Source organism: Paraburkholderia sp. GAS334 (assembly GCF_050436625.1).
Classification (GTDB): Bacteria; Pseudomonadota; Gammaproteobacteria; order Burkholderiales; family Burkholderiaceae; genus Paraburkholderia.
Genome location: NZ_JBNDMO010000030.1, coordinates 36,922 through 52,151 on the forward strand (window position 1 = coordinate 36,922; position 15,230 = coordinate 52,151).

At 61.6% G+C, this 15,230-nt stretch carries 7 protein-coding genes and 1 pseudogene; all 8 read left to right on the plus strand.

Annotated elements, in window-relative coordinates; genetic code table 11:
• The first annotated feature begins 14 nt into the window (after window positions 1–14).
• A complete protein-coding gene (locus P3T21_RS32475; RefSeq protein WP_429260041.1) occupies window positions 15–8,540 on the plus strand; it encodes a choice-of-anchor Q domain-containing protein in 8,526 nt (2,841 codons plus the stop codon).
• Window positions 8,541–8,555: 15 nt separating this feature from the next.
• The gene (locus P3T21_RS32480; protein WP_429260042.1) at window positions 8,556–9,074 is read left to right on the plus strand and encodes a hypothetical protein; all 519 of its coding nucleotides are present in this window, start codon (window positions 8,556–8,558) and stop codon (window positions 9,072–9,074) included.
• Window positions 9,075–9,116: 42 nt separating this feature from the next.
• Window positions 9,117–9,935 carry an outer membrane lipoprotein-sorting protein gene (locus tag P3T21_RS32485; RefSeq protein ID WP_429260043.1) on the plus strand — a complete coding sequence of 273 codons (819 nt, stop codon included), beginning with the start codon at window positions 9,117–9,119 and terminating at the stop codon, window positions 9,933–9,935.
• Between the two features lie 27 nt (window positions 9,936–9,962).
• The gene (locus tag P3T21_RS32490) at window positions 9,963–10,799 is read left to right on the plus strand and encodes a hypothetical protein (RefSeq protein ID WP_429260044.1); all 837 of its coding nucleotides are present in this window, start codon (window positions 9,963–9,965) and stop codon (window positions 10,797–10,799) included.
• Between the two features lie 2 nt (window positions 10,800–10,801).
• Window positions 10,802–12,496, plus strand: coding sequence for a cytochrome C (locus tag P3T21_RS32495; RefSeq protein WP_429260045.1), 1,695 nt, complete (start codon window positions 10,802–10,804; stop codon window positions 12,494–12,496).
• Window positions 12,497–12,785: 289 nt separating this feature from the next.
• Window positions 12,786–14,171 carry a cytochrome C gene (locus tag P3T21_RS32500; protein WP_429260046.1) on the plus strand — a complete coding sequence of 462 codons (1,386 nt, stop codon included), beginning with the start codon at window positions 12,786–12,788 and terminating at the stop codon, window positions 14,169–14,171.
• Window positions 14,172–14,249: 78 nt separating this feature from the next.
• Window positions 14,250–14,921 (plus strand): c-type cytochrome, encoded by a 672-nt coding sequence (locus tag P3T21_RS32505; protein ID WP_429260047.1) that lies wholly within the window; start codon window positions 14,250–14,252, stop codon window positions 14,919–14,921.
• 97 nt (window positions 14,922–15,018) lie between these two features.
• Window positions 15,019–15,230, plus strand: a pseudogene (locus tag P3T21_RS32510) (c-type cytochrome biogenesis protein CcsB); the annotation flags it as partial.

A 15,230-nucleotide genomic window follows, 5' to 3' on the forward strand; every position in this document is an offset into this window, starting at 1 on the left:
CGGGGAGAAGCGCGATGAGATCCACCAATTTTAAGGCGACGCTCTTCGACTTGCTCAAGGCAGGTGTCGCTGCGTCCATTCTGCTGACGGCCAGCGGCGTATCTTTCGCCCAGGTCGTCAATCTGACAGCGAAGGCCACCACCGCCGTGTTGCCCGACGGACAGTCTGTGCCGATGTGGGGCTACAGCTGCACGCCGCCGGCCGCGGGGGCTCCCGCCAATGCTGCCACCTGCGCGACGGCGAATCCGCACGCCGGCGCGAACTGGTCGCCGGTGGTGATTACCGTGCCGTACGGACAACCGCTGACGATCAATCTCACCAATAACCTGCCGGGCGCCGTGCCGACCTCGCTCGTGATCGTGGGACAACTGGGTGGCGGTCTGGGGACGACGGCGACGACGATGGCGAGTCCCCCACATCCGACGCAAACCGCGACCACCTGGCCGATTGCCACTGCAGCGACCGGTGCATCGTTCACGCCGCCCGCGCAGGCTCCGCGTGTCCAGTCGTTTGCGACCGAGGTGGGGACAGCCAAGACAACGGCGCTGACCTGGAATAACCTGAGCCCCGGCACTTATCTGATCGAGTCGGGAACGCATCCGTCGATCCAGGGGCCGATGGGGCTTTACGGCGTGCTGGTAGTGAAGATCCCGGTCGGCGGCGTTGTGACCTGCCCGGTGGCGTCGCAAACGTATCAGGCTTATCCGAATATCTGCTATGACGCGGACGTGCCGCTCGTGCTGAGCGAAATCGATCCGCTGCAAAACACCGCGGTCGCAGCGGCGGTAACGACGCCTGGCTTTAGCGAAACCATGGCGTGGTCGGGCCAGCCCGGCGGCTGCGGCGATTCGAAGTCGGCGTCGTTCGGCACCTGCTATCCGCCGACGGTGAACTACGATCCGCGCTACTACCTGATCAATGGCGTCGCCTTCGACCGGACCAATGCCGGCGGGTCGTCTTTTACCGCCTCCGCTCCCGCAGCGACGGGCCGTGTGCTCATGCGTTTCGTGAACGCGGGTCTGCGGATGCACGTTCCGTCGTTAGTCGGTGCGCAAACCGGCAATCCTGCTGTTTCCGGTATCTCGCTGATCGCCGAGGACGGCAACGTGTTGCCCGGCAATACGCGGGTCCAGTCGGAAGTGTTTCTGGCAGCCGGCAAAACCTACGACGTGATGATGAACGCACCGGCTACAGGCGCATCGGCGCTTCCGGTGTATGACCGTGAGCTGAGTCTGTCCACCAACAATCAGCGCGACGGCGGGATGCAGGCGTATATCAGCGTCAATGGCGGCGCACTGCCGACGGCGGGGGCCGCCAATCAGAATGCGATTGCCAATCCCGACAAGTACTTCCTGATCGCGGGCAACACGTTGACCGTGTCGGACCCGGCCAAGGGCGTGATCGCCAATGACGTCGGCGTGTACGGGGTGAAAGTCCTGGCAGCGCCAACGGGCGCGGGCAGCACACTCACCTTGAATCCTAACGGCACGTTTACCTATGTACCGGGGACGGGCGTTCTCTCGGACTCTTTCACCTACTGTGGTAACGGTGCCACCAGCGGACCGCTCTGCGCCACCGTCACCCTGGCGCAGTGCACGACCGGCTCCGGCTGCCTGGGTGGCCAGCCCACGGCCAAAAATGCCAGCTTCACCAGCAACATCGCGTCCCACCTGCAGATCAGCCCAACCGGCGTGTTGGCGTACGCTAACGACCCTTCAGGCTTGCCACTCACCGCCGCTCTTGTCGGCAGTCCCACTGGCGGCACAGTCACGCTGAATGCGGACGGATCCTTCACCGCGGCCCCGACCACCGCTCCCGCTGGTGCGTCTACTGCCACGGTGATCTTCAAGTACAAGGCGGTCAATTCGCAAAACACCGCGAGCGCCCCCGCGACCGTGACCGTGACGTTCAAGGGCGCCAGCTTACTGGCCGTTACGGTGAAGGATCCAAAAAATGGCGTAGCGATTAACGACTACCGCTGGATCATCGAGGAAGACCGCACCTTCCTGATTGACCCTGCCTGCCAGGTCAATTCAACCGACCCGAAAGTGAGGCCAACCACTTGCCCGCCTTTGCCTGTGCAAAGCCTCGGCACCAACTTCCATTCCAGCTACATGCCCGTGGTTGCTTCGGGCTGCGTCGGCACCGTCGCCTGCGAGTCGGGGCAGACCGTGTACGACCCTGGGACCAACTCTCACAAGCCGGCTGTTTGCGACGTCGGTAACGGCGCGTGCCGCGCCATCACGAACCCTGCCGATGCGCACCAGGCGCCGGTCGATCCCAGCCAGGTGTCGCTCGACCCGAACAAGCGCTATTACATCTCGATTCTGCCGGGCGATGCTGGCAACACATTCGCTTCCGGTGCGGGCGCGCCGGTGACGGATCCGGGTCAAACGAAAGCGAGACCGTTCAGCATCGATAAGGACTGCGGGCCGTATGGCCCGACCCTGTCGCATTGGGCACCGGGCGGGTTACCGAACCAGAGCGTTGTCTTGTGCGGCCACACCATGGGCGGCGCACCGATCCCGGCCGGGAGCGGGCCGAAGGCCGTCACCGTGGCGCCGCAAGAGACGCCTCCCCAGACAGCGAAGATCGCGGTGTTTGTGTTCGAGGATGACTTCCCGCTCAACGGCGAAAACGATGCTGGCGGCGGAGCTGACACAGCCTTGGCAACCCAGGAACCCGGTCTGGGCGGGTTCCAGATCACGCTCAATGACCAGGCTGGTGCCTTTGGCGATGCGACCGGACAGCCGACGTATGACATGTTCAATATGCCGTTGTCGAATAGCCTGGCTGGCACAAAGGATCCGCGCACCGGGTGGGATGCGTGCCCGATTGCAAAGAATCCGGACGGGCTGGTGGGCATGATCGTCACCTGTCCGCATTTTGAGTCGGACGGTAAGACGATTTCGCCACTCGAGGGGCAGGCGGTCATTGCCAACCTGTACCCCGGCCTGTACGAAGTGGTGGCCACGCCTGCCGCCGATCGGATTGCCCGCGGTGAAGAGTGGCTCCAGACCAACACCCTGGACGGTACGAAGGGGCACGAGGCTTTCATCAAGGCCGGCGAGCCGGCGTACTTCCAGGAGTTCGGGCCGGCGGGATACCACGTCTCCATCGGCTTCGCGAACCCGAAAATCATCAATGCCCGTTTGCCTGACGTCTGCGCCAGTGCAACGGCTCATTGCACCAATACGGTTAAGGGCAAAGTCACGATGGCGCGCATCAGCCGGTCACCAGACGAGAGGATCTATAGCAGCGGTTCGTACGATGCCTTTCGTTACACGCAGTGCTACGTGAGCCTGGGTGACCCGGATGCCGAAGATTTCGCGTTCACCAAGTGCAACGCCGATGGGACCTTTATGTTTAAGGGTATTCCTGATGGTAGTTGGAGAATCACTGTTTTCGACCAGTGGAACGACCTTCTCGTCGACGGCCTTTCGGTGCCAGTAGCGGTGTCGGGTGGCCTTGTCGACATGGGAGACGTTCCGATGCAGCAATGGCGCACGAATCTCTACACCCGGACCTTCATGGACAACCACGGGGACGGCGTCTCGCGCAGCGATGACCCGGGGCTGGGCTTGGTTTCGACCAACGTTCGGTACCGCGATGGCAGCATCTCCAACTTAAACACTACCGATCTGAACGGTTTCGCCAGCTTTAACGAAATCTTTCCGTTCTTCAACTGGCTTACGCTCGAGGCTGACACGACGCGTTTCAAACCGACGGGTACTCACGTGGTCTATGACGCCGGCGGGCCCGCGGACGGACATGGCGGGGGTAGCTCGACCATCGCCAGCGGCCTTGCGAACACGCTGGAAACCAACCATCTGCCCACCAACCTGCGGATACCTGGCGCGGTGTACTGCGACAATGCCGACTGCACCGGCTTTTCGATCAAAAATGGCCCTGGCAGCAGTGCCGCCAACCCTTCCACCGGCCGCATTGATCCCCCATGGGTGCCCAACGAGGCCTGGCAAGGGTTTATCGGCAACGCCGAGTTTGTGGAGTTTGGCAAGAAACCCTTCGCTACTGGCGAGAACGGCGGCATCAAGGGTGAGGTAATTTACGCCTCGACGCGGCCATTCGACGATCCCATGCTGCTGCTCCACACGAGATGGACGCCTGACGTGCCGAACGTGACTGTCAACCTGTATCAAAAGGGCACGGGTCCGGATGGAACCCCCAGCTTGACGCTGGTGGACACCACCATGACCAGCAGTTGGGACAAATGGGCGCAGGGCTTCCGCTCCGATGGCCACGGCGGCTTCGTTTCCGACGGCCACGGCGGCTTCGTTCCCAACATGAACTGCCCGGGCCAGGACGCCACCAGCCCCTTCTTCTTTACCTTGAAGGGCAGCACGCAGTGGCTCAATCCGGGCACTACGCTGGCGAACAACAGCCAGTTCAAGTGCTATGACGGCATGCACGCGTTCAATCAGGTACAGCCGGCGCCTTACGACGGCATGTACCACTTCCCGAGCATCGTTGACCGGGATCCAGTGAGCGGAGCACCCACGGGCGCCGGATCAGTCAACGGCACGCCCGGATCGCGCCCGGGTTCGAACTGCACGATTTGTGTTGCGAACCCGGACGACGGCACGCCGATGCTGCCTGCTGGCAAGTATGTGGTCGAAATCGTGGTGCCACCGGGTTACGAACTGGTCAAGGAAGAGGACAAGAACATTCTCATTGGCGACAACTTTATAGCGCCGGTGACCCAGCAGTTCGGTGGTTTGGGCGCCATCTTCATCCTGCCCGACCAGGCTGCGGTGAACTCCGCCTATAACCGGAACAATGCGCAGAATCCGACCACGAATCTCGGATCCACTACGTTCCCCCGGGGTGAGGGCGATACCGGGAGTGTCGAGCAGTACTGGCCGTGCGTGGGTCAAACGCGCGTCGTGCCCGACTACCTCAGCCTGTTCCCGGGCGCGCAGGAAGTCGCGCCATTCGCGGGGGCGTCGCGGCCCCTGTGTGACCGCAAGGAAGTCACGCTCGCGGACCAGGTGTCGGTGTTGGCCAAGTTCTACATCTTCAGCTCGACGCATGTGGCCTCCCATTTCACCGGCATCATCACGAACGACTTCGCTTCGGAATTCGACCCATTTTCGCCGCAATTCGGTGAGAAGTTTGCCATCCCCAACCTGCCGGTCTCATTCAAGGATTTCAATGGAAACGAAGTTGCACGCTTCTATTCCGACCAGTGGGGATTCTTCAATGGCTTGAATTACTCGACTTGGGAAGTCAATCCACCCAACCCAACCGGGTACGCGCCCACGATCATGGTCACTTGCATGAACGACCCGGGCCCGGTTCCCGATCCGCTGCATGCTGGCCAAACGATGACCGATCCTCTGTTCAACTCGAACTACAGCCAGTTCTGCTATGAATGGGCGTTTATGCCGGGTACGACCGCGTACATGGATACGCCGGTAATACCCACTGCGGCCTTCGCGGACAGCTATACCCCGCCGGACTGCAAGTACCCGGATGCAACGCCGGCCATCGCGCAGGTAATCGGCAACGACAGTATCGGTGCGGTTCCGGGAGTCAGTGGTAAAGGGCCTTGGGTGAGCGGGTTCGGTGCTGGCCACACCTTGACGATTACGGCACGAGGTGATGATAAGAATGTGCCTAATCCCGCCTACTCTGGGCCAACGGCGACGAAAGCTCCGTTTAACCAGAAGTTCATCACACGGCACTATGGCTTCGGTGCGCAGCAGGGATCGGGGTCGGTGACGATCGGGGGCGTGACTGCACCAGTCGTGCCGGGGTCATGGAGCGATACGCAGATTACGGTGATCGCCCCTGCGTTGCTTGGAGCGCAGTCGAGCTGCACGATCCAGCAAAGCGGCGTGCTGGCGCCTACGATGTGCGGTGAACTCGTCATCACGGCCGGCAACGGCAAGCGCTCGATCGACACGGTCACCGTCACGATCGGCGGCAAGCCTCCGACGTATGTCACGCCAACCTCCATCGTGAACAGCTCCGGCGGCCCTGTGACCGGCGGCGTGTCTGCCGACAACGCGATCCAGGTTGCCATCGACAAAGCTGCCTCGGGTGATCTGATCATCGTCGGTCCGGGTACCTACAACGAAATGTTGCTCATGTGGAAGCCGGTGCGGCTGCAAGGCGTCGGCGCGGCCTCCGTTACGGTGAACGCGAGCGCCCATCCCTCGGGCAAGATGGATCCGTGGCGGCGCCAGGTCAACTGTCTGTTTGGCTTGTCTTTGAATGGCGGTTTCATCAACACCAGCACGAATCCGTATGATCCAAACGGCGCTTTCTCTTGTTCCTCAACGATGCAAGGGAAGTCGGACCCGATACCGCTGGAGCCCCTGGTCGGCTGGGACCCCGGCCTCAACGGCAATCTTGCGGAACTGTTGCAGGAGCCCACTTTGATGGGAGCCTACGAAGGTGCGGCCATCACGGTCCTGGGGAAAGGGCTTAAGAACGCGAATACGCCTGGCGTCTGCGACTCGTTGAATGCCAACGGCTGTATTCAGCTCAACGCCAGTACTGCGGCTGTGCCCCTGGGCGACTGCAACAAAGCTTCCCCATTCTTCGGGAGCAATTTCCTCTGCAACCCATCGCGCATCGATGGCATGAGCTTCACCAACAGCTCAGCGGGCGGCGGCGGCGTCTTCCTCCACGGCTGGAACCATTCCACGGAAGTCTCCAACAACCGGATCTACGGAAATTCGGGGACTTTGTCGGGCGGTATCACCGTGGGCCAGATGGAAACTCCGGACGCGATCATCGGTGCGGATGGTGTGACTCAAATGCCGTTCGGGTACAACAGGAATGTGCGCGTGCATCACAACTCCATCACGCAGAATTCCTCCATCGGCGACGAATTGAATTCAGTCACGCCGGAGGCGGCCGGTGGTGTCACCATGTGCACCGGGTCCGACACCTACCGGTTCAACTACAACTGGGTGTGCGGCAATATGAGCGGTGGCGACGGCGGTGGTTTCACCCACTTCGGGTTCAGTGCCGACGGCAGGATCGCGGACAACTGGTTCCTCTTCAACCAGAGCTTCAACCCGACGATCCCGACCAATGGCGGTGGGCTGTCGATCATGGGCGCCGCCCCAGATGGAGCGATTTGTGAAAACATCACTGCGGATCAGGATTGTCCGCCACAGCTTTCGGATGGCATCGGGCCCAACCTTGTGATCGACTCCAACCTGATCGTGGGCAACAGCGCCGAGAGCGGCAGCGGTGGCGGCCTGCGGTTGCAGAGCGTCAACGGCACCGAAGTGGCCCGCAATCCCACCACACCGGCAAAGTGGTACGGCGTGACCGTCACCAACAACATCATCGCGGATAACGTGGCAGGCTGGGATGGCGGTGGGGTCTCGCTCCAGGATGCGTTGCGGGTGAGCTTCATCAACAACACGGTGGTTTCCAACGACACGACTGCTTCGTCGGGAGTGCTCTTCAATACGATCGGAGCCGCCAATGCCAACACGCCCCCGCCGGCTGCTGGAAGCGGGAACGGCTCTAGCTGCAAGCCGCAGCAGGATCCGAGCCAACCGCAAGATCCAAGTTGCGTCAACCCCGTCAAGACGTCGACGCCCCAGGCCGCAGGACTGGTTGCGATGAGACATACCTCGAACCTGATCGCGTCGTTGCCCGCGGCGGTAACCTGCCCCGCAGGCTATCCGACTGCTACGGCTTGCAGGGAGGTCTCCTACCCGACGCTGCAAAACGACCTGTTCTGGCAGAACCGAACGTTCAACATTACCGTGGGTCCCACCGGCTCCGGTCTCCTGAACCAGCAGAACCTGGTCACTCTGGTTCCGACCTTGAATCAAAGCTCCACAGGCAACTGTCCAGGAGGAGCGAACTATTGGGACATCGGCATCCGTGGCGACACGGGACCGACCAACCATAACTCAGGGTTCACGCTCCAGCCGGTGAGTTCGATCCTGACGAGTTTCAGCGGTACTACTTACAATAACAATGGGAACCAGGCGCCGAGCACCCCTGACTTTGCTAGCCAGTACTGCAACGGTTCGCGAGTCCCGCCGGAGAATGGAGGGCTAGGCTATAACGTGGCGCCAGGCATCTCGGACGCGACTCTGCCCAACCCGGTGTTCAACCTGACCCCGGCGGCGACGGTGGATGAAGGCAACAACTGGGTCAACATGGCCTACGGTCCGCTGTCGCTGAACAATGCCGCTGCTTACTCGAGCCCAGGGACGCCAATGCCTGTGCTGGGCAACTACTCAATCACGACGGGTTCGCCGGCGATCGATAAAGGCAAGGCGTTCGGTGCGCCAGACCATGACATCTTCGGCACAAGAAGACCGCAAGGCTTAGGGTTCGACATCGGCGCGGTCGAACTCCGCTTCCTGCCCGGCGGCGCTCCGATCGATCCGCTCGCATTGGGGAGCCAATCGGGCGGCCTGTTCGGCCTGTTGCCGGGACTGGCGCCGAACCTTGGCGGGATCCTGCCCGGTGGGGCGCCGCAGCTGCCCGCGACACCGCCGCTGAATCCGGCGCAAGTGCTGCCGGCGGTCATACGCTGAGGGGGGGACGCTGCAATGAAACTTCGATCCCTCTCGACGTCGCCGGTGGTGCTGTTCGCGAGCAGCGTGTGTCTGGCCGTGACCCTTGTTCAAGCGGTCGCGGCCCAGCAGAGCGCACCGGCGGCACCCAAACCGCCGGCGGCGTCCACGCTCAGGCGCTCGCCGTACTTGCCGGTGAATCTGCCGCAGCGCGCGAAGAACTACTACGGGCTGGTGAAGGGCATCGATAACCTGAGCGTGCGCCACACTGCATCGGGCAATCTGATTCGCTTCAGTTATCGCGTGACCGATCCGGTGACGGCGCGTGTGCTCGGCGAGAAGACCGCGACCGCCTATCTGTACGGGGAAGCGAGCCACGCGTTGCTCGAGATTCCGGTCATGGACAAGATCGGCCCGCTGCGCCAGACCGGCCCACTGGAAGCCGGTCAGGAGTACTGGATGGTGTTTTCCAATAAGGGCGATCCGATCAAGGCGGGGGACCGCGTCGACGTATTCGTCGGTTCGCTCCATATCGACGGACTGATAGTCAAATGATCGCGGAACAGCGATCTGCAACATAAACAGAGGAGGTGACTCATGACCCGGTTTCTTTTGATGGCGATCTCGGCGGCCTCGGTGGCGGGTGTTCTGGCATCCGGCCCGGCTGCGTTCGCGGCCTCGACGGCAGGAACGGCTCAGGCCGCGGCGGCGAGTCATCTGAGTGCGGCGCAGATCGTCGACCGGAACGTCGCGGCACGCGGCGGGCGCGAGGCGTGGCACGCGGTCAGTGCGATGACGATGTCGGGGCAGATCGAAGCCGGCGGCACGAAGAACACCAAGCTGCCGTTCGTGATGACGATGAAGCGGCCGCACAAGAGCCGCTTCGAGATTCGCTTCAACCAGCAGACGGCTTTTCAGGTCTACGACGGCGCACAGGGCTGGAAGGTCAAGCCCTTCCTCGGCCGCGATGAAGTCGAGCCCTATACGCCTGCGGAGGCCAGATCGGCCGCGGCATCGGCTGAACTGGACGGGCCGCTGATCGACTATGCGAGCAAGGGCTCGCGGGTCGATGTGCTGGGCATGGAACCGGTGGACGGGCACCGCGCGTACATTCTGAAGCTGACGACAAAAGACAATGCGTCACGCCGCATCTGGATCGACGCAGCCAGTTTTCTCGAACTGAAGATCGACGGCGAACCGCGCAAGCTCGACGGCCGGATGCACGACGTCGCCATCTTCTATCGCGATTACCGGAAAGAGAATGGGCTCGTCGTGCCGCATACGCTGGAGACCATTGTCACCGGTGTCAAACAGACGCACAAGTTGACGATCGAGCATGTCACGGTGAACCCGCCAGCGGACGACGCCCTGTTTGCGAAACCGCAACTGGCCATGGTCAAAGTGCCGAGCCACTAGCCGAATATCCGTGCGAGGTTCACGGCCATGACAAGAATTGTATTGTGGATGCTCGTCAGCTGCCTGACGGTGGCGGTGTTCGCGAGTGAGCAGATACCGGCGGAGCACAATCTGAGCGCGGACCAGATCGTCGAGAAGAACGTCGCCGCGAGGGGCGGCCTTGACGCATGGCGGAAGGTCCAGACGATGGCTTGGGTCGGGCACGTGAATAGTGCGAATGACCCTGCGCGCGATCTGCCGTTCGTCCTCGCGCTGAAACGCCCGAACAAGACACGTTTCGAGATCACCGTGCTCAACCAGAAGGCTCTCCGGGTATTCGACGGTAGGGAAGGCTGGAAGGTGAACCCGAGCGGCATGGGCAGCGGGAATATGCGGCCGTACACGATGGACGAATTGAAGTCCGCGCGTGACGAGCAGGTTATCGACGGACCGTTGATCGACCATGACGCGAAGGGCGTCAGCATCACGCTCGACGGTATCGATAAGGTCGACGGACACGATGCCTACCGCCTTGCTGCGAAGCTGCCTTCCGGCGTGATCCGCCACGTTTGGGTCGACGCTCAGACCTTTCTGGATGTGAAGTATGACCGCGAGGCGCGGGGCGCTCACGGGCCGGTCACAGTGGAAGTGAGTTACAGCAACTACACGAACGTCGACGGGTTGCAGATTCCGCTCGTGATCGAAAGCGGCGCAGCGGCTTCCGGAAAGAGAGACAAGCTGTCGATCGACAAGGTGTCACTCAATCCGCCGCTGGACGATGTCATTTTCGCCAAGCCCGCTTCGCAGGGTCGGCGCAATTCGGTGTCGGTCAACGTCAGTGCGTCGCCGCCGGCGCTTCCCGCCATGAGCCGGCCGACCCCCTAGCCATGGACTGCACCCGGGTCAGACGAGGAGCCATCGCGCGGGGACGGGCGCTTGCGGTGCGCACGCTCGCCCAATGCGTCCTGCTCGCCGCGCTGATTGCGCCGGTAGGCAAGGCGAACTGTGCGCCTTCGGCGGCTCCCGTCACGGGCGTGAGCACAGGGGAAGCGATTTTCCAGAAAGGCGTGCTGGGTTCGGGCGAACCGCTCGAAGCGATGCACGACGGCGGCGTGAACCTGCGAGGCGCCGCGGCGGCCTGCATGAATTGCCATCGTCGCAGCGGCCTCGGCTCCCGCGAAGGCAACAGCAGCATCCCGCCGATCACTGCGCGGTATCTGTTCCATCCTCGCGTAGAAACCCCCGAGGAATTCGACCTCCCGTACATTCCCGGCATGCGCACCAATCGCGAGCCCTACACCGATGCGACGATCGCGAGAGCGATACGCGAAGGGCTCGACTCGGAAGGCAGGCCGCTTGGCAACCTGATGCCGCAGTACGCGCTGAACGACACCGACATGGCAGCGCTGATCGGTTATCTGAAGCGCCTCGATCAACGCAGGTCACCGGGTGTGACGGACACGGTGCTGCACTTCGCGACGATCGTCACACCCGATGCGGACCCGGTGAAACGGCGCGGCATGCTCGATGTGCTCAAACAGTACTTCGATGACAAGAACGTGTTTCCGCTCGGCGCGACGCCGCCGCTGCGCACGTCGCGCAAGATGATGTTCATGGTCAATCGTCGCTGGGAACTGCATGTGTGGGAGTTGAGCGGCCCGCCGGCGACGTGGCATGAACAATTGAAGCGCTATCTGGCGGAGCAGCCGGTGTTTGCGGTGCTGTCGGGACTGGGCGGCAAGAACTGGGCTCCGGTCCACGCGTTCTGCGAGCAGGAGGCCGTGCCGTGTCTCTTCCCCAACGTGGAAGTGCCGGTCGAAACCGACCACGATTTCTATTCCGTGTATTTCTCGAAGGGTGTGCTGCTCGAGGCGGATCTGCTGGCAAAGCGGATTCTCGATGACGCCGGCGGCAAGCCGGCGAAAGCGATGAAAACGGTCTGGCAGGTCTATCGCGCAGGCGACAACGGCGAGCGGGGCGCCCAGGCGCTTGCCGCCGCATTGAGGGGTCATGGCATCGCGGTGTCGAATCGCGCTCTCGCGCCGGGCGACAACGTCGCAGGCGCCATGCGTGGTATTGCGCATGCGGACGTGCTGGTGCTGTGGCTGCGTCCGCCCGACATCGCGGCGCTCGGCCGTTTGCCGCCCCCGTCGGATACCGTGTTCATGTCGGGGCTGCTGGGCGGGCTGGATAACACGCCATTGTCAGCGAGCTGGCGCGGCGTGACGCGCCTTGCGTATCCGTTCGACCTGCCGGAGGGACGGCGTGTCCGTGTCGACTACGCGTTCGGCTGGTTCTCGATCCGCAAGATTCCGATGGTCGCTCCGCAGGTACAGGCGGATACCTATCTCGCGTGCGGCCTGCTTGCGGAGACGCTGAGCCACATGGTCGACGCGTTCGAGAAGGACTATCTGATCGAGCGCATCCAGGACATGCTGGAACGCCGCATCCTGACTGGCTACTATCCGCGCCTGACGCTGGCGCCGGGGCAGCGCTTCGCGTCGAAGGGCGGCTATATCGTCCGGTTTGCCGAGCCGGATCGCGTCAGGCTCGTTGCCGATGGGGACTGGATGGTGCCGTGATCGTGCCGCGAGGTTGCGGGTGAACGGCGGGGCCGTTTGCGCGGACAGGGTGACTTCGAGCGCTTTCACTACCACAAGAATAGGACATTGACCCATGTCGGTTCTTGTCGCCTGTTTGCACAATAAAGATGTGGCGAGAGGCGCGAATGCCACATCGGGAATGATCGCTGTAGCCGGAAAACGTCTTACTCGTCCCGTCTTTCACCGTCGGACGCAACCCGGAAATGCAGCCGTCGATCTTTGCCACTGCAGGTAAAGAGTGCGAAACACGGCGCAGGGAGAACCGGCCATGACAAAGGCTCTTATCAGCAACACCGCACTTCATCAGCTGCTTCACCGTGGCTGGGTAGCCGCCATCGTGGCGCTTTGTCTGTTTCAGGCTTCCACCGCACACGCTCTGCCGATATTCGCGCGCCAGACGGGACAAAGCTGCGTGGCGTGTCACGCCGGCGGCCAGTTTCCTGAACTCACGCCCTATGGACGCATGTTCAAGCTGAATGGATATACGCTCGGCGAACGCACCATTCCGATCGCCGTGATGGGAACGGTCGATGTGACCAAGACAAGACACAACAACGACGCCAACGGAAATCCCATCTCACCCAAGGACGGCAATATGACCTGGGATGCGGCGAGCATTTTTCTCGCCGGCAAGATCACCGACAAGATCGGCGGCTTCGCCCAATATACCTACACGAACTACGATCACCAGAATGGCGACGGCAAGTGGGTAGGTAAATGGGCATCGGACAACACTGACCTCCGTTACGTGGAAAGGATCATCGGTGAAGCGAGCGATTTCATACTGGGCGTAACGTTGCACAACAATCCGACCGTGCAGGACGTCTGGAACACCGCGCCTGCATGGAGCTACCCCTACCTCTCTTCGTCGACGAGCGCGGTGGGGTCTCCGCAGTTTACGCCTCTCATCGAGGGGGCATTGGCGCAGCAGGTCGTCGGCATTGGCGGCTACCTCTACTGGAACAAAATGGTATACGCGGAACTGACCGCGTACAAAACTGCCGACGGAATCTGGTCGTTTCTGAGCCATGGCAGCAAGGCTGGAAACCTGGCCCACCCGCAGACCTATCTGAAGGGCTACAACCCGTATTGGCGCGTTGCGCTGACTCGCGAATGGGGCCCGCATAACATCATGCTGGGGACGTTCGGGTTGTATGCCGACGTCTATCCCAACGATCCAAACACTTTCCCGATATTCACGCAGGGTGTGACCCGCTATCGTGATATCGGCGTGGACGCGCAGTATCAATACCTGCTGGATCCGCATACGATTACCGCACAGGCACGCTACGTTCACGAGAATATCAGTGATCCGAACAATTTCGTTTTAGGCGACAGCCAGTCGGCAAATCTCAAATCGATGCTGCTGAAAGTATCGTACGTCTATCAGGCCAGGTATGGCGTGAGCCTCGCCTTCTTCAATGTGACGGGCAGCACCGATAGCGTGGCTTACGCCAGCAGCGCGAACTTTTCTCCTGCCACGCAGGGATGGATACCCGAGATCTTCTGGATTCCGGTGCAGAACATCCGTATCGGCCTGCAATACACGCATTTCACCAAATACCTTGGAGCCCGATCCAACTACGACGGCACCGGACGCAACGCATCGGACAACGACACGCTGTTCGCCTACTTATGGGCCGCGTTTTGGTGACATTCATGGGGTGGCGTTCTCGCGCGGAACGAAGTCGATTCAAAGAGCGGCAAAAGCAGCGGTAAGGAGGATCGTGACATGAACAAACTGGCGCAGTTCGTCTCCCTTGGGATGTTGCTTGCCGGGTCGGGTTGTCACGACCTGGAGCGGTCCCGGGCTGTCGATAACCCGGCTGTCGCCGGCAAGACCATCGCTCTGCAAGTCTGCTCGAACTGTCATGGCGTGAACGGCGTGTCGGTATCGCCGACCTTTCCCAAGCTGGCGGGGCAACGGCGGGAATACCTTGTCGATCAATTGACGGACTTCAAGACGCATGCCCGAACCGACCCGAACGCAAAACGATTTATGTGGGGCTTTACTCACCTGAGCGAGGCGCAGATCGACGAGCTGGCGACGTATTTTTCGAGCCAGCAGCCGGCTATGGGTGAACCCGGCGATCGTGCGCTGATGGGCGAAGGGAAAGCGATTTTTGTGTCTGGGCTGCCAGACAAGGGCGTCGCGTCCTGCGCTTCATGTCACGGCCAGCACGGCGAGGGGACGAGCCAGTTTCCTCGCCTCGCTGGTCAACACGCTGACTACATCGTCAAACAGCTACTGGTTTTCCAGCGCACCGAACAAAGGCCTCGCGGTGGGCCCATGAAGGCGGTCTGCGCCAATATGTCGGACGAGGATATGCACGCCGTAGCCGCCTACCTGGAGGCGTTTCCGCCAGAGACGGAGGCAGCGGCCAACCCGCCGGCCGATCAATGAGCGAGCTGGCTTTTCACATCGCCAATGCGAGCATTGAACCCGGTCAATTGCATATGAGCGGCGTCTCGTCGACGCGATCTTCGCAACGGTGAAGACCATGAACCTGACACGATCGTCTCCGGGTGCCGGTGTATCGAGCCCAGAGCTTGCGCTTCAACAATCCCCTCGACTGGCCGCGTCTCAGGCGTCGTCGCTGTTCGACGAACGCCCGTTTCTGAAGCGCCTCGGCATCACCGACTGGCTGTTTGCGCTGGCGATGGTCGCCGGCGCGGGTTTCGCGCTGTCGCGCTATTCCCCCTTCATGAATGA

Excerpts from the sequence above, each read along its gene's own strand:
- P3T21_RS32475 (WP_429260041.1), top strand. The coding sequence starts at position 15 with ATGAGATCCACCAATTTTAAGGCGACGCTCTTCGACTTGCTCAAGGCA.
- P3T21_RS32480 (WP_429260042.1), top strand. The coding sequence starts at position 8,556 with ATGAAACTTCGATCCCTCTCGACGTCGCCGGTGGTGCTGTTCGCGAGC.
- P3T21_RS32485 (WP_429260043.1), top strand. The coding sequence starts at position 9,117 with ATGACCCGGTTTCTTTTGATGGCGATCTCGGCGGCCTCGGTGGCGGGT.
- P3T21_RS32490 (WP_429260044.1), top strand. The coding sequence starts at position 9,963 with ATGACAAGAATTGTATTGTGGATGCTCGTCAGCTGCCTGACGGTGGCG.
- P3T21_RS32495 (WP_429260045.1), top strand. The coding sequence starts at position 10,802 with ATGGACTGCACCCGGGTCAGACGAGGAGCCATCGCGCGGGGACGGGCG.
- P3T21_RS32500 (WP_429260046.1), top strand. The coding sequence starts at position 12,786 with ATGACAAAGGCTCTTATCAGCAACACCGCACTTCATCAGCTGCTTCAC.
- P3T21_RS32505 (WP_429260047.1), top strand. The coding sequence starts at position 14,250 with ATGAACAAACTGGCGCAGTTCGTCTCCCTTGGGATGTTGCTTGCCGGG.